This is a genomic window from Streptomyces melanosporofaciens, from assembly GCF_900105695.1.
Lineage (GTDB): Bacteria > Actinomycetota > Actinomycetes > Streptomycetales > Streptomycetaceae > Streptomyces > Streptomyces antimycoticus.
The window spans coordinates 2674251-2699625 of the sequence record NZ_FNST01000002.1; the positions used below are offsets into that span (position 1 = coordinate 2674251).

Below are 25375 nucleotides of genomic sequence, written 5' to 3' on the forward strand. Positions count from 1 at the left end.
GCCGCCGGCGCGCTCCAGCCTCAGTGCTTCGGCCAGCCGCCAGAGCTACAGCTTCTCCACCGGTGCGTACCGCAGCAGCAGCCGCTTCGGCTTCTCCTCGCCGAAGTCGATCGTCGCCTCCGCGTTGTCCCCGCTGCCCTTCACCGCCACCACCGTGCCGAGCCCGAACGAGTCATGGGTGACCCGGTCGCCGATGGCCAGCGCGACCACCGGACGCTCCTTGGCCCGCCGGGTCGCGAACCCGCTGCCCCCGGTGCGCGAACGCGACGACGACAGACTGGACGACAGCCCCGACGGCGGGGTCGAGGCGACGCCGCCCATGGACGCCGACGGGGTGGCGGGCCCGGTGCGCCGCCACCGGACATACTGGTCCGGGATCTCCTCCAGGAAGCGGGAGGGCGGGTTGTACGCGGGCTGGCCCCAGGCACTGCGCATGGTCGAGCGGGTCAGATAGAGCCGCTCGCGGGCCCGGGTGATACCCACATAGGCCAGCCGCCGCTCCTCCTCCAGCTCCTTGGTCTGGCCGAGCGCCCGCATATGCGGGAAGACGCCGTCCTCCATGCCGCTGAGGAAGACGACCGGGAACTCCAGGCCCTTCGCCGTGTGCAGCGTCATCAGCGTGATCACGCCGGAGCCGTCGGTGTCCTCGTCGGGGATCTGGTCGGAGTCGGCGACGAGCGCGACCTGCTCCAGGAAGTCCGCGAGGGTGCCGGGGTTCTCCTCGCCGCGGTCCTGCTCGAACTCCAGGGCCACGGCCGCGAGCTCCTGCAGGTTCTCGATCCGGGTCTCGTCCTGCGGGTCGGTGGACGCCTGGAGCTCGGCCAGATAGCCGGTGCGCTCCAGCACCGCCTCCAGGACGGTCGCCGGGCCCGCCCCGGACTCCACAATGGTGTGCAGCTCCTCCATGAGCGTGTTGAACCGCTTGACGGCGTTGGCCGAGCGGGCCGCCATGCCGTACGCGTCGTCGACCCGGCGCAGCGCCTGCGGGAAGGTGATCTTCTCGCGCAGCGCCAGCGCGTCGATCATGGCCTCCGCGCGCTCCCCGATGCCGCGCTTGGGCACGTTCAGAATCCGGCGGAGCGGGACGGAGTCCTCGGGGTTGGCCAGCACCCGCAGATAGGCGAGGACGTCCCGGACCTCCTTGCGCTCGTAGAAGCGCACGCCGCCGACGACCTTGTACGGCAGCCCGACCCGGATGAAGATCTCTTCGAAGACACGGGACTGGGCGTTGGTCCGGTAGAAGACCGCCACGTCACCGGCCTTGGCGTCGCCCGCGTCGGTCAGCCGGTCGATCTCGTCGGCGACGAATTGGGCCTCGTCGTGCTCGGTGTCGGCCACATAGCCGGTGATCTCGGTCCCGGCGCCGGCCTCGGTCCACAGGTTCTTCGGGCGGCGGTTCTCATTGCGCTCGATGACCGCGTTGGCCGCGCTCAGGATGGTCTGGGTGGAGCGGTAGTTCTGCTCGAGGAGGATCGTCCGCGCGGTGGGGTAGTCCTCCTCGAACTGGAGGATGTTGCGGATCGTGGCGCCCCGGAAGGCGTAGATCGACTGGTCGGCGTCGCCCACCACGCACAGCTCGGCGGCCGTGGTCTCCTCGGTGTCCGTGCCCACCAGCTCGCGCACGAGGGTGTACTGCGCGTGGTTGGTGTCCTGGTACTCGTCCACCAGGACGTGCCGGAAGCGGCGGCGGTAGTGCTCGGCCACGTCCGGGAACGCCTGGAGCAGATTGACCGTGGTCATGATGATGTCGTCGAAGTCCAGCGCGTTGGCCTCGCGCAGCCTCGCCTGGTACATCGCATACGCCTCGGCCAGCGTCTTCTCGAAACCGTCCGTCGCCTGTCCGGCGAAGGTCTCCTCGTCGATCAGCTCGTTCTTCAGGTTGGAGATCTTGGCGCTGAAGGACTTCGGCGGGAACCGCTTGGGGTCGAGATCCAGATCCCGGCAGACCAGCGACATCAGCCGCTTGGAGTCGGCGGCGTCGTAGATCGAGAACGATGAGGTGAAGCCGAGCTTCTTGGACTCGCGGCGCAGGATGCGGACGCAGGCGCTGTGGAAGGTGGAGACCCACATGGCGTTCGCCCGCGGGCCGACGAGCTCCTCCACCCGCTCCTTCATCTCGCCCGCCGCCTTGTTGGTGAAGGTGATGGCGAGGATCTGGCCGGGGTGCGTCCCGCGGGCGCCGAGCAGATAGGCGATGCGGTGGGTGAGCACCCGGGTCTTGCCGGAGCCGGCGCCCGCGACGATCAGCAGCGGCGAGCCGGTGTGCTCCACGGCGGCTCTCTGCTGCTCGTTCAACCCCTCGAGCAGGGCGGACGGGTCCACGACGGGCCGCGCCGCGCCGTCCCGGTAATGGGCCTCCCGGGGCACGGGCGCGTCGAAGCCGCCGCTGAACAGGTGATGCGGCACGTCCTCGGCACCGTCGGGGCCGGGGTGCGCCGAATCCTCGGGCGGCGGCGGTGGCTCCTCGTTCGAAGGAGGCCCGAGGTCCGCCAGGAAGCTGTCGTCAAAGAGGCTGCTCATCGCTCCCCGAGTCTAGGCCGCCCCACTGACAGCCGATGCCCGAACATCACGAAACGGTTTCGGGCAAAACGGCCACCAGTCTTCACAGGAGCCCCACGTGTTGGCTACCGTCCTGCGTCAGGCGGCCCGGAAGATCCGTCGGCGAACCACGTCGGCACGGGCGGCCTCCGCCGAGTCCGGCACCGCCGTAGGGCGCCCGGAGCCGGGGACCCGACAACGCAACACCGGGGTGAATCGGCCCGAACGGCGTGGCACGCAGGTGCCGCCCGGACACGGCCGTAGGGCAACCTTCCGTACCGCCCGAACCCGACAGCTAACCCGGTAGGCGGTCCACGGAAGGAGTCGCCTCCCTTGGCGTCGCACCGCAAGCCGCGGAGCCGAATACCGGCCCCGCTCACCGGTCACGGCCGCCGTACGGCCGTCGGGTTCACCACGGCCGCTCTCGCATCCGTCACCCTCCTCTCCCAGACGGCCAACGCCGCGCCGGGCGACCCCAAGCCGGCCGCCCCGTCGATCGAGAAGGTCAAGGAGAAGGTCGACACCCTCTACCACCAGGCGGAGAGCGCCACCCAGCGCTACAACGCCGCCAAGGAGCGGGCCGATCAGCAGCGGGGCAAGGTCGACAAGCTGCTGGACTCCGTCGCCGAGCGCACCGAGAAGCTCAACGAGGCGCGGCGCACGCTCGGCGCCTACGCCGCCGCCCAGTACCGCGACGGCGGAATGGCCCGCTCCGCCGCGACCCTGCTGTTCTCCAACGATCCGCAGGACGTCTTCGACCAGTCGCATCTGATCGACCGGCTGACCGGTCGGCAGAAGCAGGCCGTCGACGACTTCCAGAAGCAGCAGGCGAGCGCCGCCAAGGAGCGCGGTAAGGCCAGCGAGAGCCTCGCCTCGCTGACCGCGTCGCAGAAGCAGCTGAAGACCCAGAAGAAGACCGTCCAGGACAAGCTGACCGAGGCCCGGCGGCTGCTGGCGAATCTGACCGCCAAGGAGAAGGCGCGGCTGGCGGCGATCGAGAAGAAGAAGGCGGAAGAGGCCCGCCGTAAGGCGGCCGCGCTCGCCGAGAAGCAGCGCCAGGAGGCGGCGCGCAAGAAGCAGGAGCAGCAGAACGGAGACAGCAGCTCCGGTTCGACGACGCCCTCGGCGCCGGCCAACAGCTCCAAGGCGGCCCAGGCCATCGCCTTCGCGAAGTCGCAGCTCGGCAAGCCGTATGTCTGGGGCGCGACCGGCCCCAGCTCCTTCGACTGCTCAGGGCTGACGCAGGCGGCCTGGAAGACGGCCGGGATCTCGCTGCCGCGCACCACCTGGGACCAGGTGAAGGCCGGTACGCGCGTCTCGACGTCCGAACTCCAGCCGGGCGATCTGGTCTTCTTCTACGACGACATCAGCCATGTCGGCCTCTACATCGGCGACGGGATGATGATCCACGCGCCGAAGCCGGGCGATGTGGTGAAGAAGGCGCCGATCACCGAGATGCCGATCTACGGGAGCGTGCGGCCCGCGTAGGGCGGCACGGGGGCCGCACGGCCCTTGGCGTGCCGCTGCCCGGGGCCGGGGCCCCGGGCAGCGGCATCCGTCACCTCATCGGCTCACGTGCCGGGCTTGCGCCCGTAGACGTACACGTCGTCGCCGTTCTTCAGCAGGCTCCAGTACTTCTTGGCCTCGCCCGTGCGCATATTGACGCAGCCGTGGGAGCCGGGCGGGGACCATACGCTCCCGGCGATCGAGTGGAACGCCTGACCGCCGTCGAAGAACTGGCTGTAGGGCATGGCGACCTTGTAGAGCGTCGACCAGTGGTCGATGTTCCGCCAGTAGATCTTCTTCAGCCCGGTGCGGGTCTCGAAGCCGTTCCGCCCGGACCGCACCGGCACCGGCCCGTAGACCAGCCGGGAGCCGTCCTGGATCCAGCTGAGCTGCCGGGTGAGGTCGACACAGGCGATGCGGCCCTTGTTGGTCGGGCACTTCTTCGCCGCGTTCGGGTTGTGTCCGGCCGCCTTCTGGGTGTTGATCAGGCTCATCACGCCCCAGGTGATCGGGCCCGCGTAGCCGATCGTCGGGCTGATGCCGTGGTTGACCTGGAACTTCTGGATCGCGAGACAGTCCGCCCGCGACTGCCGCCCGTCCACGGGGCGGCCCAGGAACCGCTCGGCCTGCCTCTGGTACGGCCCCACGCTGGTCGTACACGATGACGCGGCCATGGTCGCCGGTGTCACCGATCCGGCCGACCTGCCCAGCGGCCGTGCCTGGGCCGGCCGTGCCTGAGCCTGCGCGGGACCGGCGACGGCGACCGCGAGCGGCACCGTCATCCCCGCCAGCCCCAGCACGAGGCCCGCGCGTCGGCCACGCCCACCATGCCTGCTTCTGACTGCCCCCACTGCCCCCATGGCCACTCCTCTCGACTGCCTCGCTCTTTACCAGGACAGCTCACGAGTGCAAACGGTTGCCTCAGGATCGTGTCGAAAAGGTGTCGGAATTGTCTCGTGATTACCTCAGATGATCAGCTCGTCAGGTCCACAGCACGGCGATGAAAATATTTGCCGTTGTCAAGGCACCCACCGCGCCGAAGGCGGCAGACTCTACCTTCTCCTCGTCGCGCTTCACATACACCAGGCCGAGGACCACGATCAGCAGCGCCAGCTTCACACCGATCTTGATGTTGTCGACGCTGTTGTCGTCGGCCTGATTGAGCCCGACCAGCGCCGCGCCGGTCACCAGCATGGTCAGCGCGCCGTGCAGCATCGCCGGGGTCATCCGGGCCTCGCCCGTGCCCATCGCCTTGAGCTGCGAGAAGAAGCCGCCGAGCAGCGCGCCGATGCCGACGATGTGCAGGCCGACGAACACGTGAATGAGTACGTCCATGGCTCCGGAGACTAACCGCGCGCATATCATCACCCGGCACTCGGGTGGGCCCCTATCGACGCTTCGGTCACGGCCGCCCCACACTCCCGACCACCCCACTCGCCGGGCGATCAGCCGCCGTCACGGGAGCGACGAAATCCGTGCACTCCCGTTCAATCCCCCGCACGCCCCCCGGTTTCCCGCCTAACTTCCTCCTCCAGGTGGCAGTCCGCTTCCCGTCAACTGAGGGTCCCCGCCTCACGGCGGACTGCCACCTGTCCGTCCGCTCCCCACGAGGGTCCAGGATCAGCGGAATGTCCTGGAATGCCCAAGAAAGACCAGGTGAACCGCCGCAGTGGCGTCGCACAGGAAGCCCAAGCAGCGCTCGCTCACCAGCAGCACCGCCCGCGCGGCCGCGCTCCTCGCCCTCACCGGCGCCGCGTCCGCCACCCTCCTCGACGGCACCGGGCACGCCGAGAACCGCCTCACCCCCGCGCAGGTGAAGGCGAAGGTCGATGCGTACCAGCGGCAGGCCGAGGAGGCCACCGAGCGGTACAACGGCGCCAAGGACAAGGCCGACAAGGCCCGTGCGGCGCTGGACGCGCTGCGCGACCAGGCCGCCCGCCGCACCACCCGGCTCAACGCCGCGCGCAACGCCCTCGGCGCCTTCGCCACCGCCCAGTACCGCTCGGGGACGATCGCCCCGGCCCTCCAGCTCGCCCTGTCCTCCTCCCCCGGCCAGTACCTTCAGCGCGCCTCGCTCGCCGAGCGCGCGGGGAGCCGCCAGGCCGCCCTGATCGTCTCCGTCGGCCGTCAGGAGCGGAAATTACGCCAGGTCCGCGGCGAGGCGGCCGACCGCCTCGCCGCTCTGCGCGCCTCCCAGACGGCGGCCGCCCACCACAAGCGGACCGTCCAGCAACGGCTCGCCGCCGCCGATCGCCTCCTCGACCGGCTGACCCTCGAGCAGCGGCAGCGCCTGCTGGCGGCCCAGGACGGCGACAAGGCCGGTGCCGACGCCATCGCCTCCCCCACCGCGGGCCGCGCCGCCCGCGCCGTCTCCTACGCCTACGCGGCCCTCGGCAAGCCGTACGTCTGGGGCGCCACCGGCCCGCACGGGTATGACTGCTCGGGGCTCACACAGGCCGCCTGGCGCGCCGCCGGGGTCGCCCTGCCCCGCACCACCTACACCCAGATCAACGCCGGCCGCCGCGTCACACGCGATCAACTGGCCCCGGGCGACCTGGTCTTCTTCTACTCCGGCGTCAGTCATGTGGGCCTCTATATCGGCGACGGCCGCATCATCCACGCCCCGCGCCCGGGCGCCCCGGTCCGGGTGGCCTCCGTCGCCGACATGCCCTTCGCGGGGGCGGCCCGCCCGGCGTAGCCGTCCCGTCGGTGGAGCCGTCCCGCCGGTGGAGCCGTCCCGCCGGTGGAGCCGTCCCATGCCTGACTTGTCGGCGGGAGACGGCGGCTGACGGGGGCCTGTCGGCGAGTGCCACCGTTTGACGGCGCTCTGTCGGTGGGGCGTCGGTCGCGGCCGTAAGGCTGACATCTGGCCGCGTCAGCCACATTCGGTCACCGGCCCGCCGCCCCTCACGAACGCCAGGAGCCCCCGTATGCCTTCCGCCGCCTCCTCCGAAGCCCCGTCCGAAGCCCCGAACGAAGCCACGACCGCGCCCTGGGACGTCCATCGGCTGCCACGTGCCGAGGGAAGGACCTTTCTGGTGACCGGCGGCAACGCGGGGATCGGATACTTCGTCGCCGAACAGCTCGCCGGTACGGGAGCCACCGTCGTCCTCGGCAGCCGGGACGCGGACAAGGCGGACGCCGCCGCGGCCTCGATCCGCTCCCGGGTCCCCGACGCCCGGGTGCGTCATATCCGGCTGGACCTCGCCGACCTCGCCTCGCTCAAAGCCTCCGCGGAAGCCCTGCGTTCGGACCGTCTGGACGCGGTCGTCCACAACGCCGGGGTGAAGTTCGACCAGCCGGGCCGCCGTGAGACCGGGGACGGCCATGAGGCGATGTTCGGGATCAACCACCTCGGGCACTTCGCGCTGACCCACTGGCTGGCACCGCTGCTCGCGGCCGCCCCCGAGGGCCGGGTCGTCACCACGGGCAGCTTCGCGGCCACGTCCGAGCGGCTGGACCTGGACGACCTCGAAAGCACCCGGGACTACCGGCCGGACCGCACCTATGGACGGTCGAAACTGGCCCAGATGCTCTTCGGGTTCGAACTCGACCGCCGTCTGAGGACGGCCGGCAGCCCGGTGCGGAGCGTGGTCACCCACCCCGGTGGCGCGCTCGACTCCCTCACCCCGCCCCGCCCGCCCCTCCACGCCCCCACGACCGGCGAACGGCTGCGCGGGCTGCCCGCCGGAATCCTTGTCCAGGGCAAGGAGGCGGCCGCCTGGCCCGCCGTACGGGCGGTCCTCGACCCATCCGTCAGCGGCGGACAGCTATGGGCCCCGAGGATCTTCGGCCTCCGCGGCACCCCCCGGCTCCGGCCCGTCCGAGGCCATCTGGCGGATGCGGAGGTCGCGGCCCGCCTGTGGTCGGCGAGCCGCGACCTGACGGGCGTCGAGCCGGAGTTCGGCCTCGGATGAGGCCCATCCGGGCGCGGCCCGGGCGGTCTGCCGCACCCGGCCGGCGGTGCCGGCGAGCTCAGGCCCGGGTACCGCCGTCCACGGGGAGGACCACGCCGGTCACATACGAGGCGCGGTCGCTGAGGAGCCAGGCCGCGGCCTGGGCGATCTCGTCCGGGTCGGCGGCGCGGCGCAGCGGGGCGTGGGTGGTGATCCGCTCGACGACGCCGGGGGATTCCGCCTCCCATTCGCGGATCATCTCGGTGAGCGTGGCCCCGGGTGCGATGGCGTTGACGCGGATGCCCTCCGGGCCGTAGGTGATGGCGGCGGACTCGGTGAGGCTGTTGACCGCGCGCTTCGCGGCGCCGTACGCGGGGAGTTCGGGGTTGCCCCTGAGGCTGCCGACGCTGGTGTTGTTGACGATGGCGCCCGTTCCGGCGGTGGCGCGGATGGCCGCGATCTCGGCGTTCATGGCCAGCCAGGGGCCCCGGAGGTTGACGGCGTAGACGTGGTCGAAGTCGGCCTCCGGCAACTGGTCCATCGGGCCCGGCCGCTGGCCCGTCGCACCGTTGTTGAAGGCCACGTCGAGCCGGCCGTACAGCTCCACGGCCCGGTCGACGGCGGCGCGGACGCTCGCCGCGTCGGCCAGGTCGCACACCACGTGATCCGCGGTGCCACCGGCCGCACGGACCTCCTCGGTGACGGTCTTGAGCTCGGCCTCCGTACGGGCCGCCAGCAGCACCCGGGCGCCCTCCCGGGCGAAGAGGCGCGCCGCGGCGGCACCGATGCCGCGCCCGGCGCCGGTGATGAAGGCGACCTTGCCGGCCAGCAGGCCGCCGGCCGCGGTGGTCGAGGGGTCGAGGGTGGTGCTCGGTGTGTTGTCCATGGTGAGGAGCCTGCTGCGGGCGCCGGAGCCCAGCCAGGCACAGGCAGTACCTGGCTGGGCCCATCGCCGCGCCGCACACTGAAGGCGTGGACAGACGAGAACTGGCGGCCTTCCTGCGCAGCCGGCGCGAGCGGATCGCCCCCGCCGATGTGGGGCTGCCCGCCGGGACGCGGCGCCGCACCCCGGGGCTGCGGCGCGAGGAGGTGGCGCAGCTGGCGTTCATCTCGACCGAGTACTACGCGCGGCTGGAGCAGGCCCGCGCCCCGCGTCCGTCCCGCGAGGTGCTGACCGGGCTGGCCCGGGCCCTGCGCCTGTCGGACGCCGAGCGCACCCATCTCCACCATCTCGCGGGCGCCCCGCCGGGCCCCGCGGCCGGGCCCCCGCGGGAGGTGCGGCAGAGCATCGTGGATCTGCTGCGGCGGCTGCCGAACGCGGCGGCGATCGTGGTCTCCGCGATGTACGAGGTGATCGCCTGGAACGACCTGGCCGCCGCGCTGATGGAGGACTTCTCCGCCCTCTCGCGCCGGGACCGCAACCTGGCCCGCCGCGCCTTCCTCGGGCCGTACCAGGACGAGCGGCGGCTGTACGGGGTGACGGACGCGGGGGAGTTCGCCCGGGCCACGGCCGAGAATCTGCGCGCCGCGGCCGCCCGCTACCCCGACGACCCCGAACTGACCGAGCTGGTGGCGGAGTTGCGCGCCGGGAGCGAGGAGTTCGCCCGGCTGTGGGACTCGCACGACGTGTGCACCCGGCCCACCTTGTGCAAGACCTTCCGCCATCCGCTCGTCGGGCCCGTCTCCGTCAACTGCGATGTGCTGGACCTCGCCGACCGGGATCAGCGGGTCGTCATCTACACCGCCGACCCCGGCTCACCGTCCGAGGAGGCCCTGCGGCTGCTGTCGGTGATCGGCACGCAGCGCATGGAGGTGCCGGGCTGAGCGGCCGCCGTCCGCCCCCGTTTCCCGCTCAGACCAGGCGGCGGGCCGTCGCCCAGCGGGTCAGCTCATGGCGGTTGGAGAGCTGGAGCTTGCGCAGCACCGCCGAGACATGGCTCTCGACCGTCTTCACCGAGATGAACAGCTGCTTGGCGATCTCCTTGTAGGCGTAACCGCGCGCGATGAGGCGCAGCACCTCGCGCTCGCGCTGGGTGAGCCGGTCCAGGTCCTCGTCCACGGGCGGAGCGTCGGTGGAGGCGAAGGCGTCGAGGACGAAACCGGCGAGGCGCGGCGAGAAGACCGCGTCGCCCTCCGAGACCCGGAAGATCGCGTCGACGAGGTCCGTGCCGGTGATGGTCTTGGTCACATAGCCGCGGGCACCGCCGCGGATGACCCCGATGACGTCCTCGGCGGCGTCCGAGACGGAGAGCGCGAGGAAGCGCACCGGGCGCTCCTGGTCGGCCATCAGGGAGGCGCTGCGGCGCAGCACCTCGACGCCGCCCCCGCCGGGGAGGTGAACGTCGAGCAGCACGACCTCGGGGCGGGTCGCGGTGATCACGGTCACGGCCTGGTCGACGTCGGCGGCCTCGCCGACCACCTCGACGCCGGTCCGGGCCGTCTCGCCGATCTCGGCCTGCACCCCGGTACGGAACATCCGGTGGTCGTCGACGAGCACGACGCGCACGCGGCGCGGCACGGCGGCGTCGTCGGCCCCGGCGCCTGCGGCCCCGGCCGGCCCAGGCGCGGGAACGCCACCGGGCGCGGGAACGCCACCCGCCGCGGAAGCTCCGCCCCCCGTGGGGACACCGCCCGCCGCGGAGGCGCCGCCCGCCATGGGCACGCCACCCGAGGCCCCCATGGCACGAGGTCCGCCGAAGGCCGAGCTGCCCCCGAAAGCCGGGATGCCACCTGGCGCGGCGGGGCCTCCCTCGCCGCCTCGGTTACCGGCCGGCAGGCCATACGCGTCGGTCATGTCGTCGCCGCCCTCTCCATCTCCAGCTCCACTTCCGTGCCCCCGTCCGGCGCTGATCTCAGCCGGGCCGTGCCGCCGTTCCGCTGCATCCGGCCGATGATCGACTCGCGTACGCCCATCCGGTCCTCCGGCACCGCGTCCACGTCGAAGCCGGGGCCGCGGTCGCGCACGGAGATGAACACCGTGGCCCCCTCGACCTCGGCGAAGACCTGGACGGCCCCGCCGTCGCCACCGTACTTGGCCGCGTTGACCATCGCCTCGCGCGCCGCCTGTATCTGTGCGCCCAGTTTCTCGTCCAGCGGGCAGTCGCCGACCACCACCACCTCGATCGGGACGCCGTGGTGGTCCTCGACCTCCGCCGCCGTCTTCTTCACCGCCTCCGCGAGGGTGTCCGGCTCCTCGGCCTCGTCCTTGCCGGTGCCCTCCGGCCGGTAGAGCCACGCGCGCAGCTCCCGCTCCTGGGCGCGGGCGAGCCGGGCCACCTCGCGGGGCTCCTCCGCGTTCCGCTGGATCAGGGTGAGGGTGTGCAGCACGGAGTCATGGACGTGGGCCGCCACCTCCGCCCGCTCCTGCGCGCGGATGCGCATCAGCCGTTCCTCGGAGAGGTCCTGCGTCATCCGCACCACATACGGGCCCACCAGCAGCGCGATGCCGACGAGAACGGCCAGGGCCGCCTGCAGCACGGCCCCCAGATGCTTGGCCGAACCCTGCAGGACGACGATCCCGGACACCCCGGCCGCCACCAGCACGACCCCGGTGGCGCCGCGGGCCAGCGGCAGGACCCGCTTGCTGCGGCTGAGCTCGACCCACTGGGCGCGGCGCGCGTTGTCCGCCTGGCGCCAGAAGAGGGCGACACCCGCGCCGATGAGGAGCAGCGGCCAGATGTAGGTGTTGGCGCGGCCGAGGTGGAAGCCCTGGATGAAGATGCCCATGCCGACGCAGAGCGCGACCAGCGCGATGATCTGGCCCCGCTCCGGCCTGCGGGCCAGGATCCGGCGGCGGCCGTCGGGGCCCACCGTGGTCAGGGGGCGGGTGGTCATCGTCTCCACGCCGCCGACGCCGAGCGGGACGATGAACCAGAAGAGCGCGTAGACGAGCGCGCCGAACCCCTCCGCCATGAACAGCGCGACGAAGACGATCCGCACCCACAGGACCGGAAGCCCGAGATGCCCCGCGAGCCCTCGCGCCACACCGCCGAGCAGGCGGCCTTCGGCACTGCGGTAGAGCTTGCGCGGGGGTGGCTCGGGGGTCGTAGGGGGCACGGCGGCGGTCATGGCTCGATCGTCACACGTCCGGCGGACAGTGGGCATCAGGGTCGCCCCTGATCGTTCCCCGACCCGGCCCCGGGGCCCCTCCCCGGGGCCCCGACCCCAGCGCCCCGGGGCCCCGCCCCGCAGCCCCCCAACACATCCACATAGGCCCCATGCATCCACACACATCCCCACACACCCATACACGCGCCCGGCCACCGCCCCCGCGGGCGCCCTCAGCCCCCGCTCTCGGCCACACCCTCCTCAGGCGTCGCACGCCGCGACCGGCGGCGGAGGGCGTAGGTGAGGGCCGAGGTCAGGGCCGCCACGCACAGGGCGCCCAGGAGCGCCGGGAGGGCGATCTCCGGGCGGACGTCCCACTCTCCGGCCGCGTCCATCCCGTACGCGGCGGCCATGCCCAGGATCGCCAGCCCGGCCACCAGCTTGCCCGGCTCGAACGCATGGCGGGTCCGGTCGGGGGCCGAGTGACCGAGCGAGTGGTCGAACGAACGACCGAATGAATGGCGCCTCATGATCGCTTCACCTCCACGGTGCCCAGCCCCAGCTCCAGCTTCAGCGAGACCGTCCCCTCGGCCTTACCGCCGCCCGCCGGGCCCAGGGTGAGCTTGCGCTCCCGGCCCGGCCCGATGTCGACGTTGTTGGTCTTCTCGCCCGGAAGCCAGATGTCGCCGATCCCGACCTCGATGTCCAGCTTCACCCGGGCATCGCGCGGGACCGTCACGGCCAGCTTGCCCGCGCCCATCTCCACCCGGCTGGAGACGGTGCTGCCCGCCTCCAGGGACAGGCGGTCCAGCTTCAACTCGGCGACGCCGCCGCCCAGCTCATAGCCGCCGCGCAGGGAGCTCATGGAGGTCGGGGCCCAGGTGCGGCGGGCCCAGTCGGGGGTGACGGAATCGGGGAGGGCCGCCGCGCCCGCCAGCAGCCCGCTCGTAAGGAGCGCGAGGAACACCGTGCCGCCACCGGCGCGGCCCCAGCGGGAGCTGATGACGAGGGCCAGCCCGAAGACGCCCAGCGCACAGGCGAACCCGATCTCGAGGCTGGTGCCCAGCGGCTGGGAGGACCACCCCGCCCGCGCCCCCACCACGGCGGCGGCGACCGCCACCAGGAAGGCCCAGCCGCCGATCGACGCCCGGTCCCGCACCCGGCGGGCCCGCTCCGCCTTCGCCTCCGCCTTGTCGTACGGGCCGTCGTCCGGCCCCCACAGATAGCCGGTACGCGATCCGGCACCGGACCCCGCGGCGAAGCCGAGGGGCCCGGTCGTGCCGTCCTTGACGATCGGATCGCGCCACCAGGACGGGGCGGGGCCGCCGCGCGTGGGCGGGGCCTTGGTCTCGGGCGGTGCGTCGGCGACCGCCTGGGCCGTGGCCGGGTCCACCGCGCCCACGCTCACCGCCTGGCGGCGGTGGTGCGACCAGTAGCCCGCGCCGGCCGCCGCGAGGGCGAGCATGAACGAGAAGTACATGACGCCGCCGTTGTTGAGCATCGACAGGAACAGCCCGCAGCCCACCAGCGCCACCAGCACCGCCGTCAGCCCCGGGCCCTCGACCCGCCCCGAGAGCAGCCTGCGCCCCTCGTTCTCGTCCTCGCCGTGGAACGGGATCAGCAGCCAGCAGAAGCCGTACACGATCAGGCCGAGGCCGCCCGCGACGCCCAGCACCGACAGCACCACCCGGAAGATCACCGGGTCCAGATCGCAGTACCGGCCGAGCCCTCCGCACACCCCCGAGATCACCTTATGGTCACGACTGCGCCGCAGTGGCGTCGGTGACAGGCGGGAACCGGACGCTGCCTCGGCCTCGTCCGCCACGGTGGGTGCTTCGGTCATACCTCCATGGTGACAACAGGGCCGTACCCGCGACATCCGGCATGCCCCTAGGTCTTCCCTGAGATCCCCCCAAGGGTCACGGCGGCTATCGTGTCGCATCGAACGTGTGGGAGGGGACAGCGGTGTCGGACGAAGGCCACCTGATAGCCGGACGTTACCGCCTGGTCGAGAAGATCGGCCGGGGCGGCATGGGCACGGTGTGGCGCGCGGAGGATGAACTGCTGGGCCGCCAGGTGGCGGTCAAGCAGCTCTACGTCTCTCCGCACCTCGCCGAGGACGAGCTGACGACGCTGCACGAACGCACCCGTCGCGAGGCGCGCAGCGCGGCCCGCATCACCCACCCCAATGTGGTCGTGGTCCATGACGTGGTGGACCACTACGGACTGCCCTGCATCGTCATGGAGTACGTGCCCTCCACGACCCTCGCCGACCTGCTGAAGAACGGCGGACGGGTCGCCCCCGACGAGGCCGCCCGCATCGGCCGCGGCATGGTCGCCGCCCTGCGCGCCGCGCACGCGGCCGGGGTGCTGCACCGGGACGTCAAGCCCGGCAATGTGCTGCTCGGCCCCGAAGGCCGGGTCGTGCTCACGGACTTCGGCATCGCGATGGCCACCGGCACCTCGACACTGACCAAGACCGGCGAGGTCGTCGGCTCCATCGACTACATCGCGCCCGAGCGGGTCAGGGGCCGCAAGCCCGGCCCCGCGTCGGACCTCTGGGCGCTGGGGGCGACGCTCTACCAGGCGGTCGAGGGGCGGCCGCCGTTCCGCAAGGCCACGGCCATCGAGACGGGTTACGCGATCGCCGTCGATCCGCTGGACCCGCCCAAACAGGCGGGGGCGCTGGGTCCGCTGATCGAGCGCCTGCTGGCGAAGGAGCCGGAGCTGCGGCCCTCGGCGGAGGAGACCGAACGGGCGCTGCGGATGCCGGCGGCGGAGGCGGAGACGACATCGCTGTCGACGCCGCCGCTCGACGCGACCATGAATCTGTCGACGCGACGGGAGCCCGGCGCGGCCACGGGCGGGACCACGAGCACCACTTCGCCCGCCTCGCCGAACCCGCCCACGACATCGACCCCGTATTCACACACGGCCCACACACCGAGCACGCCGCATACGCCGAGCGGGCCGAACGCGCCGCACACACCGAGCACTCCGCACCCCTCGGACCCACGGCTTCCGCACCACCCCCCGCCGGGCACCGGGAACACGCCGGGCCCGCAGCACACCTCTGGCACCGCGAACATCCCCGGCCAGCAGCACACCCCGCCCACGTCCACACCGTTCACCGCGTCGACGCCGTCGATGACGACCCCGACGCCCATGCCCACTCCGCCGCACAAGAGCCGTAAGGCGGTACGGACGGCCGTGGCGGCCTCCCTGGCGGTCGTGACCGTGGCGGGCGGCGTCTATCTGTTCGGCTTGGACCACGACAACGGCCGGAAGAACGGCGGAGGTCAGTCCTCCGCCACGGACACGCCGTCGTCCGCCGCGAACAAGCCGTACACCCCGCCGTCCGGCTACCACATCGTCACCGAGAAGAAGTTCGGCTTCTCGCTGCCCATCCCCGACGGCTGGTCCCGCCAGGAGAAGTCCGACCCCGACGGCAACACGGTCGACCGCACCCAGGAGGTCCGCTACCTCGACCCCAACGGGCTGGTCGGCCTGCGGATCAACGTCCTGGACTTCGCCTCCGGTGACCAGGTCCAGCACTTCGAGGACCTCGAGGTCGGGTTCAAGGACAAGAAGGAGTACCCGATCTACGAGCGGTTGCGGCTGCAGGAGACGAAGTACCAGGGCTTGCCGGCCGCCATCTGGGAGTTCAAGTTCCGCGGCGAGGTCCGGATGTACCGCGCGATCGACCTCGGCTTCGGCAAGGAGGGCGAGAAGGAGTACGCGATCTACCTGAGCGGCCCGGACGCGGACTGGGGCACCACCCGGCCGATCTTCGACGAGGTCCGGGACGGCTTCCGCATCCTCGGCTGACGGGCCGGGGCCCGGGGCCCCGGCCACGTCCTGCGCGAAGCGCCATGCCCCACCTACGGCCTCACGCCCTACGTGAAGAGCTGCGAGCCCTGCCGGCGCCGGCGCCTGGAGATGACGACGTCCAGGGAGAGATACGGCGCCCCGGCCAGCACCAGCGGCAGCCACGCCATCAGATAGGCCAGGTCGTTGCCGTAGTAGTAGGGGTCCGACTGCCAGCTGACCGTGAGCCACAGGCTCAGGGAGATCAGCGCGCCGCCGAAGGCGGCCAGGCGGGAGAGAAGGCCCACCAGGATGCCGAGGCCGACGGCCAGTTCGCCGTAGGCCATGGCGTAGCCGAAGGCGGTGGGGTCCTTGAGGGCCTGGTCGACCATCCACGGCAGGGCCGAGCTGTCCCGCACCTGACGCATCAGCTCGCCGATCGAGCCGGTGCCCGAGTCGGACAGGAAGGCCGAGTCGGTGAGTTTGTCGATCCCGGCGTAGACGAAGGTGACGCCGAGGAAGATCCGCAGGGGCAGCAGCGCGTAACGGGCGGCCGTGGCCCGAATTCCCCCGGGCTGCTGCCCGCCTATGCCGCTCACGCTGCTCACCCCGTGCACGCTGCCGCCGCTGCCCGCCGTGCCCGAACCGGCCATACGATCCGCGTGTCTCATGCCGCCCGCCTCTCCCGTCGCGCCGCTATTTCGTTGCGCGTTCGACAAAACCATACGGAGCGGCAGGCCGGAACGACTCAGTCCATAACATCGATGGGGTAGGGGTTGGTCTCCGCGCCCGAGGCCGTCACGACCTGTACCTCCACCCGGCCCGGCTCCACGTCCACCGGGACCGGCACCGTGAGCGCGGTGTCGGTCGGGCTGCTGAAGCCGCCGGCGACCGGGACCAGCGGCACATGGACGTGCACCGTGCCGATGCGGACGACCAACTTGGCCAGGCGGTCCGGGTCCTGGGCGCCCGGCGGGACGAAGCCGCTGCCGCGGATCTCGATGTCGTCGCCGGTGCGGATCGGGGCGTCGCGGTCGATGGCGCCCTCCTCGGGGCGGACCCGTACGACGGACAGCACGGTCGGCCGGCCGCCCTCCGCGTACTTCCCGGTCAGGTACATCACCACCGATACGGCCGCCAGCAGCGCCAGGCCCCACGGCACATCGGGCAGCCGCCACGGCTCGCGGCCGAGGCGGACGGCGGTGTAGGCGAGGGCCGCGGTGTGGACGACGACGTACTGCACATCGGCGAAGCTGCCGCGGCCCGCGTCGTCGGTCAGCAGATCGGCGGCGCGCGGGCGCACGGCCCGCACCTTCTGCAGCCGCTGCGCCCGCACCCGGGCCGCCACGAAGAGCCGTGCCAGCACCGCGGTCACGCACGTCAACGCGGCGACCGTAAGGAGCCCGGCGGCATGGTCGAGGGCCAGCCCGTCGGTCAGCCGCTGCCGGTCGCCGGGGGCCACGGCCAGCTCGACGCCGAGCACCAGCACCGCGAAGACCGCGATCAGCAGCCAGGCGGCGGCGACGGCGCGGGAGGTGGAGAGGCGGTTGTCCTCGCCGACGAGCGGGGCGAGCGGCCCGCCGTCCGCGCGGTGCAGCCGGGCGGTGAGGGTCAGCAGCGCGGCGGTGACCACGGCGGCGGTGAGCCCGGCCGTCCGCGCGACCGACCAGCCCGCGCCGATCGCCGTGGCCAGCTGGCCGATCAGCAGCACGCCGACCGCGCCCCACACCACGAACACGGTGCGCCGCCAGACCCGGTGCCGCCAGGCGGAGGTCTCGGCGCGGCCGCTGTCGGCGACCGAACGGGCCGCCTGGGACAGCTCGTCCGAGACCCACTGCCGGGACGCCCCCGCCGAGTGGACGAGAGCCGCCGGAAGGCCCTCTCCGGCCGCGAAACGCTCCCGCAGGGCCACGAACGCGGCCACGGCCCGCCGATGGCCCTCACGGGCCCCCTGAGAGCATTCACAGCCCGTGTGGCCGTGGGGATGCCCATGGGGGTGCTGTCCTTCTGCCGTCGTGGCGTTCTCCGCCGTCTCCACCGCCACGCGGGTCGCTCCGTCGTTCACTCGTTCCGTACGGGACCGCGGGTTCGCGCGGCACCGCCCAACTGACAGGTATTGAGAGGGGATTGTGCCGCACCGCGGAGGGTGTCAGCTCAGCAGGTCCGGCTCATCGCGGGTGATCTGCAGATACAGAGGTTGATAGTTGATCCAGGCCACAAGATCGTTTCCCAGCTGCTCGCGCGTCCGCATCGCGTCGCCGTAGTCGATGGGCACCGGCTCGCCCGACGCCTTCGCGGTGAGCTGCACCTGGGCGGCCCGCTCCATCGTGATGAACCACCACGCGGCCGCGTCGACCGAGTCCCCGACCGTCAGCAGACCGCGATTGCGCAGGATGAGGGCCTTGTACCCGCCGAGCGCGGCGGCGATCGCGCGCCCCTCCTCCTCGTCCACGACGACGCCCGTGGTGCCCCCGTAGACCGCGTGGTCCTCGAAGAACGCGCAGACCTCCTGGGTGATCGGCTCCAGCGGCTCGCCGAGCGCGGCCAGCGCGCGGCCGTGCACCGAGCGGCTGTGCGCGACGGCCACGACGTCCGGCCGCGCCTGATGCACGGAAGAGTGAACGACAAAGGCCGCCTGGTTGACGTGGGAGCGCCCTTCCACCACCTGGCCCGCCTGATTGACGAGGAGCAGATCGCTCACGGTGATATGACCGAAGGGCACGCCGAAAGGGTTCACCCAGTAGCAGTCGGTGAATTCCGGGTCCCGCACGGTGATGTGCCCCGCGACCCCCTCTTCGTACCCGAACCGCCCGAACAGGCGCAGCGCCGCCGCCAGCCGCTCCTTGCGATAGCGGCGCTCGTCGTGGGGCGAGGCGTGCTGCGGGGGCATGGTGAACCGCAGCTGGTCGGTCGGTATCGGGGTGGGGGTCTGCGGCTGGTCCGTCATCGACAGCTCCGCTCTTCGGGGGTGCTGGAGCGGAAGCTACCTCTGGGTATCGCAGGAGGCCAGAGTCAGGGCCTACGGCGATTGATCGCGGTGAGGTCGATCTCGATGGGGAACGGAACGGTCAGGGTGAGCTTGTCGTGGTAGATGCCGGTAAGTTTGTACGCCTCCGTAGCGCAGTCGAGTTCATAGACGTACACAACGGGGAGGCCGCGATCCTCCTCCACCCGCCAGAAATGCGGCACACCCGCACCGGCGTACTTGCGCGGCTTGACTTCACGGTCACGTGCCCTGGAGTCCGGCGACACGACCTCCACGGCCAGAAGGATCTGCTGAGGGCCGTACCAGGTCTGGTGCGGGTCAAGAATCTCGTACGCCTGCGTCACCAGGACATCCGGCTCGACCTGGTTCTTCTCATCGAGCCGGATGCTCATCTCCGGCAAGACCTCTGACTCGTCGGGCGCCTGGTCATCCAAGGCGATCTGGAGCAGTTTCATAACACGTGCGTGAAACGCGGCCTGCGGACTCACGAGGACGAGGCTCCCGTCGATCAGCTCCGTGTGCGGAGGAAGATTCGGAAGCCGGTCGAGATCGTCCGCCGTCCAGCCGCCCTGCGGCGGGCGGGCCCACTCGTACTGCTCGTCCAGCCCGTACTCGCGTGCGGCGCTCATGATTGCTCCCATGGGACGGAGTCTCGCCTCTGCGGTCAGAGTACCCAGCGCAAACGTCGACGCCGCCACCCAAACGAATGAGCGACGGCGTCGATGTTGACGATCAGATGATGTTCAGGGGAGGGCGGTCACTCCCACTCGATGGTGCCGGGCGGCTTGCTGGTGATGTCCAGCACCACCCGGTTCACCTGGTCCACCTCGTTGGTGATGCGGGTGGAGATCCGCGACAGCACGTCGTACGGCAGCCGCGACCAGTCGGCCGTCATCGCGTCCTCCGAGGAGACCGGACGCAGCACGATCGGGTGGCCGTAGGTGCGGCCGTCGCCCTGGACGCCGACCGAGCGGACGTCGGCGAGCAGGACCACCGGGCACTGCCAGATGTCGCGGTCCAGACCGGCGGCGGTCAGCTCCTCGCGGGCGATGGCGTCGGCCTCGCGCAGCAGGTCCAGACGCTCCTTGTTGACCTCGCCGACGATGCGGATGCCCAGGCCCGGGCCCGGGAAGGGCTGGCGGTGGACGATCTCGTCCGGGAGGCCGAGCTCCTGGCCGACCATCCGCACCTCGTCCTTGAACAGCCGGCGCAGCGGCTCGACGAGCTGGAACTCGATGTCGTCGGGCAGCCCGCCCACATTGTGGTGGGACTTGATGTTGGCGGTGCCGGTGCCTCCGCCGGACTCCACGACGTCGGGGTAGAGGGTGCCCTGGACCAGGAACTCCACGTCCTCCCCGGCCGCGCCCGCCTCGGCCACCAGCTCGGCCTGGGCCTGCTCGAAGACCCGGATGAACTCCCGGCCGATGATCTTCCGCTTCTCCTCGGGGTCGGACACCCCGGCGAGCGCGGACAGGAACCGCTCCTCGGCCTCGACGACCTTGAGCTGCACCCCGGTGGCCGCCACGAAGTCCTTCTCGACCTGCTCGGACTCGCCCTTGCGCATCAGGCCGTGGTCCACGTACACGCAGGTGAGCTGGTCGCCGATGGCCTTCTGGACGAGGGCTGCGGCCACCGCGGAGTCCACTCCGCCGGACAGTCCGCAGATCGCGCGCTTGGTGCCGACCTGCTCCCGGATCGCGGCCACGGACTCCTCGACCACATTGGTGGTGGTCCAGGTGGGCTCCAGGCCGGCACCCCGGTAGAGGAAGTGCTCCAGCACCTGCTGGCCGTGGGTGGAGTGCATCACCTCGGGGTGGTGCTGTACGCCGTACAGCTTGCGCTCATCGCATTCGAAGGCCGCGACCGGGACCACTTCGGTGGACGCGGTGACGGTGAAGCCCTCGGGGGCCTGGGAGCAGGCGTCGCCGTGCGACATCCATACCTGCTGCTCCTCGGGGGTGCCCGCGAAGAGCGTCGAGCCCTGCTTGGTGACGGTGAGCGCCGTACGGCCGTACTCCCGCGCCCCCGTGTTGTCCACGGTGCCGCCGAGCGCCGTGGCCATCAGCTGGAAGCCGTAGCACATGCCGAAGACCGGGACGCCCGCTTCGAAGATCGCGGTGTCGAGCGAGGGCGCGCCCTCGGCGTAGACCGACGAGGGGCCGCCGGAGAGGATGATCGCCTTGGGGTTCTTGGCGAGCATCTCGGCCACCGGCATGGTGGACGGAACGATCTCGCTGTAGACCCGGGCCTCACGGACCCTGCGGGCGATGAGCTGGGCATACTGCGCACCGAAGTCGACGACCAGAACGGTGTCGGGGGCGGCAGCAGGGGACGCTGATGGCACTTCGGCGGCCTTCCGGCGGTGGTGGCGTGCGGTGGAACCGTCTGCGGCGGGACCGCAGGTTTGGACTTTCGATTCTAACGGGCTCATAATCGACGCCATGTCCACGCACATGACCTTCGTCTTTACCTATGGCACCGGCCCGTCCGGCTGCCATGGTCGTGCTGCGTAAACACTGACAGCGACTTCCCAGGCGCCCCGGGCCGGCAAAGGCCCGGGGCGCTCTGTCTTTCCTCCGGGCCGTTGCCGGACTCCAGGGCTCCGCGATCACGGACCAGGAGATACGGACATGAGCAGCAGCAGTACGGCGACGGAGAGCACGGAGACCACCGAAACCGCGAAGCCCGCGGATGTGATCGGCACCGCACGGGAGCGGATCGACGCCCTCGACGGGCAGATCCTCGATCTCGTCCGGGAGCGGATGGCCGTCTCGGCCGCCATCCAGCAGGCGCGGATCGCGTCGGGCGGGCGGCGGGTGCAGCTCTCCCGCGAGATGGAGATCCTCGACCGCTACCGGCAGCGGCTGGGCAAGCCCGGCACGACGCTCGCCATGACGCTGCTGGAGCTGTGCCGGGGCCGGGTCTGACACCGCCGTCTCACGGCCGGGCGGAGAGGCCGGCGGAGGACCTGCCCGACCAGGCGACGGGGCCCCTCGAACAAGCGAAGGGCCCCGGGGACGCCCGAACGGGGCGGGCGCCTCCGGGGCCCTAGGCGGTCAGCACCGGCGTCAGGGCAGCGCCGGTGCTGAGAGGCGGCGCCGGGGGGTTGCGCCGCTGGCTTCTGGGGCCCGTATGTCAGGGGTGTCTGAACGGCGTACGCCCGCGTGGTCGGACCAATGTCGGGGTGTGACCGGGGGCGTTCTCCCTCTCAGCATCGTGGTGGATGCGGAGCGCCGGGCGCAACCGTTTCGACCGGATGCGGTCGGCCCCAGGCGTCCCCGGGACCGACCGTCCTTGAGGTGATGACCGGGCTGCTGTCCCCTGCCGACCGGTCACCTCGCCGATGCGAGGTCCCACGACGCGCCGCCTGAATCACCACAGGGGCCGCGTCTCATCGCTTCGGCGGATCTGAGCCACGCGTGGATTTCTCCGGGCCGCTCCTGGCTGGCGCGGCACCGGGCACAACGAGCCCCCGCGCGGGCCGGTCACGCGCCGTACGGGTGATGACGTGCGGGGCCGAGCACCCGCGGCGGATTCTGTGACCATTCTGTGAGCAACTGTGAAGGCAACCTTTCGGACATCCGCCTGGTCATGTACGTGCAAAGCACGGCCATCCCGCGCCCCACCGCGACGGCCTCCACATGCGTATCGCCCCCAGGGGATACGTACGGACCCAGAAGAGGTCTTCATGAAGCTACGCCGCGCCTTGGCGGCTGCCGCAGCGACGGCCGCCATAGCCCCTGCCGCGCTCCTGGCGGCGCCCGCTGCCTTCGCGGAGACGCCGAGCGAGAGCCCGTCGCCGTCCGCCCCCGAGACGGTCACGCCGTCTCCGCAGGACCCGTCGCCGTCGCCGTCGCAGACCACTGCGACCGCCGAGCCCACGCCGAGCACCCCGGCGCCGTCCACGAGCGCCACGCAGGCCCCGACCCCCGGCGACCCCTCCGGCACCCCCACCGAGACCGCCACGCCGACCACCGGGCCGACCGAGGAGCCGGGTGACGAGTGCGCGGACGACGGGGACTACAACGAGGACCCGGAGCTCAGCACGACCCTGGTCGGCCTGCCGTCGAAGGTGGTGGCGGGCAGCGGCTTCCACGGCTTCACGTTCCAGGTGAAGAACGACTCGGACCGCAGCTACCAGCGGGTCGACTTCGGGCTCTTCGCGGGCACGGTGCACGAGTCCGCCCCGGACGGGACGGGCAAGTACCTGACGTTGCAGTACAAGGACCCGAGGTCCGGCGCCTGGAAGGCGATCTCCACCGACGAGAACGACGCGGGCTCGGGCTACATCGGCTACACCGATGTGCGTCCGCACGAGACCCTCAAGGTCGACCTCCGGCTGAGCGTCGCCAAGAGCGCGCCCGAGGGCTTCGGCTACGCCATCAGCGTCGGCGTGTACGCGGACGACGAGGGCAACTGCGTCTACTCGACCGGTGAGTACTACGAGTTCGACGTGCTGAAGGCGGGTTCGGAGCCGGGCGAGGTGCCGCCGGCCGACCCGAAGCCGCAGGGTGGCAAGAAGCCGCTGCCGCACAAGCCGGAAGGCAACACGGAGATCAGCCCGCAGGGCAGCCTGGCCGAAACCGGTTCCTCCTCGGCGCTGCCGATGATCGCCCTGATCGGTGGTGTGGCGATGGCCGCGGGCGGAGGCGCGGTCTTCGTGGTCCGCCGCCGTCGCGCCACCGTCTGACGGTCCTGAGTCCGACGGTTTTCAGGGGGCGGGGCGGGCCGGTCACCGGCCCGCCCCGCCCCCTCCGCTCAGGCCGCCGGGCCCGGCGGGACCTTCGGCACCGGCAGCAGCGGGAGCCTCAGGGCGCCGAAGGCGTCCGCCGGTACGGCGGGGCTGCCCGGCGGGACGGGCTGGAGGCGTTCGTACGGCGCCTCCGGGGCCGGACGGGGGTCGGCCTCGCCCTTGTTGGGCCACAGGGACATCGCCCGCTCGGCCTGGGCCGTGATGGTCAGGGACGGGTTGACGCCCAGGTTGGCCGAGACGGCGGCGCCGTCGACCACATGGATGCCCGGATGGCCGTAGAGCCGGTGGTACGGGTCGATGACGCCCTCCTCCCGGGACGCCCCGATCGGGCAGCCCCCGAGGAAGTGGGCGGTCAGCGGAGTGCCCATGAGCTCGCCCACGTTGCTGCCCGCGAAGCCGTTGATCGAGTCGGCGATATGGCGGGCCGCCTCGGCGCCTTCGGGGATGTGGTCGGGGTTGGGCTCGCCGTGCCCCTGGCGGGCGGTGAGCAGCCCCTTCCCCGGCCCCTTCGGCTTGCGGTAGGTGGTCAGCGAGTTGTCGTGCGTCTGCATGACCAGGCCGATGATGGTCCGCTCGGACCAGCGGCGGTTGGACAGCGAGCGCACGGCCAGGCTGGGATGCCGGAGGTTGGCGCCCAGGAAGCGCAGCCAGCGCGGAAGCCGGCCGCCGTGCGGGATCTGCAGGATGGAGAGCATCCCCATCGCGTTGGAGCCCTTGCCGTAACGGACCGGCTCGATATGGGTGTTCTCGTCGGGGTGGATGGACGAGGTGATCGCGACACCCCGGGTGAAGTCCGCCCGCTCCTCCCCGCCCCGGGCCCGGCGGTAGCGGCGGTCGGTGGTCTGCGCGCCCACCAGGGCCTCGGAGTTGGTGCGGGTGAGGATGCCGAGCCGCTCCGAGAGGCGCGGCAGCAGCCCCTTGTCCCGCATCGTGTGCAGCAGCGTCTGGGTGCCGTACGTACCGGCCGCGAGGACGACGTACCGGGAGCGCAGCGTCTTCGGTTTGCCCTTACGGCGGTTGTCGGTCGGGACGGTGGTGACCGCATAGCCGCCATGAGGATCGTCGCAGAGGGCGACGACGGTCGTCATCGGGTGGACGACGGCGCCGGCCCGTTCGGCGAGGTGGAGATAGTTCTCGTTGAGGGTGTTCTTGGCGCCGTGGCGGCAGCCGGTCATGCACTCACCGCACTCCGTGCACGCCTTACGGGTGGGGCCGGAGCCGCCGAAGTAGGGGTCGGGCACGGCCTGGCCCGGCTCGGCCCTCGTGGCGCCGTCGGCGTCGTGGCCGTCCCCGAAGAAGACCCCCACGGGCGCCATATGGAAGGTGTCCCCCACGCCCATCTTCTCGGCGGCCGCCTTGAGGTGGACATCGGAGGGGGTGAGGGTGTGGTTGAGGCGCGCCCCGAGCATCCGCCGCGCCTGGTCGTAGTAGGGGCGCAGTTCGTCCTGCCAGTCGGTGATGTGCCCCCACTGGCGGTCCCGGAAGAACGGCTCGGGCGGTACGTAGAGCGTGTTGGCGTAGTTGAGCGAGCCGCCCCCGACCCCGGCGCCCGCCAGCACCATGACCTTGCCGAGGACATGGATGCGCTGGATGCCGAAGCAGCCGAGGGCCGGGGCCCAGAGGTAGTTGCGGAGGTCCCAGGAGCTCTTGGGCAGGGTTTCGGGGGTGAAGCGGCGGCCCGCCTCGAGGACGCCGACCCGATAGCCCTTCTCGGTCAGGCGCAGGGCCGATACCGACCCGCCGAATCCCGAGCCGATCACGATCACGTCGTAGTCGAACTCGCCCTCATCGGGCCCGGTCTCTCGCTCCCGGCTGTGGGCAGACTTCTCCCCTGACACGGGT

The 25375-nt window shown here is 71.6% G+C and carries 21 protein-coding genes and 1 riboswitch; of the genes, 7 read left to right on the top strand and 14 right to left on the bottom strand.

Features of this window, described 5'->3' with window-relative positions; genetic code table 11:
• Positions 1-45 precede the first annotated feature (45 nt).
• The gene (gene pcrA / locus BLV72_RS13975) at positions 46-2520 is read right to left on the bottom strand and encodes a DNA helicase PcrA (protein WP_093462592.1); all 2475 of its coding nucleotides are present in this window, start codon (positions 2518-2520) and stop codon (positions 46-48) included.
• A gap of 173 nt (positions 2521-2693) precedes the next feature.
• Positions 2694-2863, top strand: a riboswitch (cyclic di-AMP (ydaO/yuaA leader).
• Positions 2864-2871: 8 nt separating this feature from the next.
• Between pcrA and BLV72_RS13980 the strand changes: the two genes are divergently transcribed.
• Entirely contained in the window at positions 2872-4026 is a 1155-nt protein-coding gene (locus BLV72_RS13980; protein WP_093462593.1) for a C40 family peptidase, read from the top strand.
• 83 nt (positions 4027-4109) lie between these two features.
• Here BLV72_RS13980 and BLV72_RS13985 read toward each other — a convergent pair whose 3' ends face one another.
• Both BLV72_RS13985 and BLV72_RS13990 read right to left on the bottom strand, forming a co-directional pair.
• A complete protein-coding gene (locus BLV72_RS13985) occupies positions 4110-4826 on the bottom strand; it encodes a L,D-transpeptidase (RefSeq protein WP_244320758.1) in 717 nt (238 codons plus the stop codon).
• Positions 4827-5025: 199 nt separating this feature from the next.
• A complete protein-coding gene (locus BLV72_RS13990) occupies positions 5026-5379 on the bottom strand; it encodes a hypothetical protein (protein ID WP_093462596.1) in 354 nt (117 codons plus the stop codon).
• Positions 5380-5713: 334 nt separating this feature from the next.
• Between BLV72_RS13990 and BLV72_RS13995 the strand changes: the two genes are divergently transcribed.
• Together BLV72_RS13995 and BLV72_RS14000 are read left to right on the top strand one after the other, a co-directional pair.
• On the top strand, positions 5714-6742 hold the full coding sequence (locus BLV72_RS13995; protein ID WP_093462598.1) for a C40 family peptidase: 1029 nt from the start codon (positions 5714-5716) through the stop codon (positions 6740-6742).
• Positions 6743-6974: 232 nt separating this feature from the next.
• Positions 6975-7961: an SDR family NAD(P)-dependent oxidoreductase gene (locus BLV72_RS14000; protein ID WP_093462599.1), complete on the top strand. Its 987-nt coding sequence runs from the start codon at positions 6975-6977 to the stop codon at positions 7959-7961.
• Positions 7962-8019: 58 nt separating this feature from the next.
• On the opposite strand, the gene BLV72_RS14005 is transcribed toward BLV72_RS14000, so the two are convergent.
• Positions 8020-8826, bottom strand: a complete 807-nt coding sequence (locus tag BLV72_RS14005; RefSeq protein ID WP_093462601.1) for an SDR family NAD(P)-dependent oxidoreductase — start codon at positions 8824-8826, stop codon at positions 8020-8022.
• Positions 8827-8912: 86 nt separating this feature from the next.
• Between BLV72_RS14005 and BLV72_RS14010 the strand changes: the two genes are divergently transcribed.
• Complete coding sequence (locus tag BLV72_RS14010; RefSeq protein WP_093462602.1) at positions 8913-9764, top strand: helix-turn-helix transcriptional regulator; 852 nt, start codon at positions 8913-8915, stop codon at positions 9762-9764.
• 28 nt (positions 9765-9792) lie between these two features.
• Here the strand turns inward: BLV72_RS14010 and BLV72_RS14015 are convergent, their stop codons facing one another.
• The 4 genes from BLV72_RS14015 to BLV72_RS14030 all read right to left on the bottom strand — a co-directional run bounded on the left by BLV72_RS14015 (position 9793) and on the right by BLV72_RS14030 (position 13830).
• Positions 9793-10596 (bottom strand): LuxR C-terminal-related transcriptional regulator, encoded by an 804-nt coding sequence (locus BLV72_RS14015; protein ID WP_093470333.1) that lies wholly within the window; start codon positions 10594-10596, stop codon positions 9793-9795.
• Positions 10597-10730: 134 nt separating this feature from the next.
• Entirely contained in the window at positions 10731-12008 is a 1278-nt protein-coding gene (locus BLV72_RS14020) for an ATP-binding protein (protein ID WP_093462604.1), read from the bottom strand.
• Positions 12009-12220: 212 nt separating this feature from the next.
• Entirely contained in the window at positions 12221-12517 is a 297-nt protein-coding gene (locus BLV72_RS14025) for a hypothetical protein (RefSeq protein WP_093462605.1), read from the bottom strand.
• Positions 12514-13830: a PspC domain-containing protein gene (locus BLV72_RS14030; RefSeq protein ID WP_093462607.1), complete on the bottom strand. Its 1317-nt coding sequence runs from the start codon at positions 13828-13830 to the stop codon at positions 12514-12516. The genes BLV72_RS14025 and BLV72_RS14030 overlap by 4 nt, the downstream gene beginning before the upstream one ends.
• A gap of 122 nt (positions 13831-13952) precedes the next feature.
• Between BLV72_RS14030 and BLV72_RS14035 the strand changes: the two genes are divergently transcribed.
• Complete coding sequence (locus BLV72_RS14035; RefSeq protein ID WP_093462608.1) at positions 13953-15815, top strand: serine/threonine-protein kinase; 1863 nt, start codon at positions 13953-13955, stop codon at positions 15813-15815.
• A gap of 68 nt (positions 15816-15883) precedes the next feature.
• Here the strand turns inward: BLV72_RS14035 and BLV72_RS14040 are convergent, their stop codons facing one another.
• From BLV72_RS14040 to guaA, 5 genes are all read right to left on the bottom strand, one after another.
• Entirely contained in the window at positions 15884-16465 is a 582-nt protein-coding gene (locus BLV72_RS14040; RefSeq protein WP_244320759.1) for a DoxX family protein, read from the bottom strand.
• 77 nt (positions 16466-16542) lie between these two features.
• Positions 16543-17838 carry a hypothetical protein gene (locus BLV72_RS14045; protein WP_093470335.1) on the bottom strand — a complete coding sequence of 432 codons (1296 nt, stop codon included), beginning with the start codon at positions 17836-17838 and terminating at the stop codon, positions 16543-16545.
• A 105-nt stretch (positions 17839-17943) separates the two neighbouring features.
• On the bottom strand, positions 17944-18741 hold the full coding sequence (locus tag BLV72_RS14050; RefSeq protein ID WP_093462610.1) for a class II aldolase/adducin family protein: 798 nt from the start codon (positions 18739-18741) through the stop codon (positions 17944-17946).
• A 65-nt stretch (positions 18742-18806) separates the two neighbouring features.
• The gene (locus BLV72_RS14055; RefSeq protein ID WP_093462611.1) at positions 18807-19409 is read right to left on the bottom strand and encodes a Uma2 family endonuclease; all 603 of its coding nucleotides are present in this window, start codon (positions 19407-19409) and stop codon (positions 18807-18809) included.
• Between the two features lie 128 nt (positions 19410-19537).
• A complete protein-coding gene (guaA, locus tag BLV72_RS14060; protein ID WP_093462613.1) occupies positions 19538-21124 on the bottom strand; it encodes a glutamine-hydrolyzing GMP synthase in 1587 nt (528 codons plus the stop codon).
• Positions 21125-21410: 286 nt separating this feature from the next.
• On the opposite strand from guaA, the gene BLV72_RS14065 reads away from it, so the two are divergent.
• On the top strand, positions 21411-21707 hold the full coding sequence (locus tag BLV72_RS14065) for a chorismate mutase (protein WP_093462614.1): 297 nt from the start codon (positions 21411-21413) through the stop codon (positions 21705-21707).
• 761 nt (positions 21708-22468) lie between these two features.
• Entirely contained in the window at positions 22469-23470 is a 1002-nt protein-coding gene (locus tag BLV72_RS48750; protein ID WP_107417410.1) for an LAETG motif-containing sortase-dependent surface protein, read from the top strand.
• 68 nt (positions 23471-23538) lie between these two features.
• On the opposite strand, the gene BLV72_RS14080 is transcribed toward BLV72_RS48750, so the two are convergent.
• Positions 23539-25371 (bottom strand): GMC oxidoreductase, encoded by a 1833-nt coding sequence (locus tag BLV72_RS14080; protein ID WP_093462616.1) that lies wholly within the window; start codon positions 25369-25371, stop codon positions 23539-23541.
• Positions 25372-25375: the final 4 nt, after the last annotated feature.

Bases quoted from the DNA above. Each gene is read 5' to 3' on its own strand.
- BLV72_RS14025 (WP_093462605.1), bottom strand. From the start codon at position 12,517: ATGAGGCGCCATTCATTCGGTCGTTCGTTCGACCACTCGCTCGGTCAC.
- BLV72_RS14030 (WP_093462607.1), bottom strand. From the start codon at position 13,830: ATGACCGAAGCACCCACCGTGGCGGACGAGGCCGAGGCAGCGTCCGGT.
- BLV72_RS14050 (WP_093462610.1), bottom strand. From the start codon at position 18,741: ATGACGGACCAGCCGCAGACCCCCACCCCGATACCGACCGACCAGCTG.
- BLV72_RS14015 (WP_093470333.1), bottom strand. From the start codon at position 10,596: ATGGCGGGCGGCGCCTCCGCGGCGGGCGGTGTCCCCACGGGGGGCGGA.
- BLV72_RS14005 (WP_093462601.1), bottom strand. From the start codon at position 8,826: ATGGACAACACACCGAGCACCACCCTCGACCCCTCGACCACCGCGGCC.
- BLV72_RS13990 (WP_093462596.1), bottom strand. From the start codon at position 5,379: ATGGACGTACTCATTCACGTGTTCGTCGGCCTGCACATCGTCGGCATC.
- BLV72_RS14000 (WP_093462599.1), top strand. From the start codon at position 6,975: ATGCCTTCCGCCGCCTCCTCCGAAGCCCCGTCCGAAGCCCCGAACGAA.
- pcrA (WP_093462592.1), bottom strand. From the start codon at position 2,520: ATGAGCAGCCTCTTTGACGACAGCTTCCTGGCGGACCTCGGGCCTCCT.
- BLV72_RS14055 (WP_093462611.1), bottom strand. From the start codon at position 19,409: ATGAGCGCCGCACGCGAGTACGGGCTGGACGAGCAGTACGAGTGGGCC.
- BLV72_RS14040 (WP_244320759.1), bottom strand. From the start codon at position 16,465: ATGAGACACGCGGATCGTATGGCCGGTTCGGGCACGGCGGGCAGCGGC.
- BLV72_RS48750 (WP_107417410.1), top strand. From the start codon at position 22,469: ATGAAGCTACGCCGCGCCTTGGCGGCTGCCGCAGCGACGGCCGCCATA.
- BLV72_RS14020 (WP_093462604.1), bottom strand. From the start codon at position 12,008: ATGACCGCCGCCGTGCCCCCTACGACCCCCGAGCCACCCCCGCGCAAG.
- BLV72_RS13985 (WP_244320758.1), bottom strand. From the start codon at position 4,826: ATGACGGTGCCGCTCGCGGTCGCCGTCGCCGGTCCCGCGCAGGCTCAG.
- BLV72_RS14065 (WP_093462614.1), top strand. From the start codon at position 21,411: ATGAGCAGCAGCAGTACGGCGACGGAGAGCACGGAGACCACCGAAACC.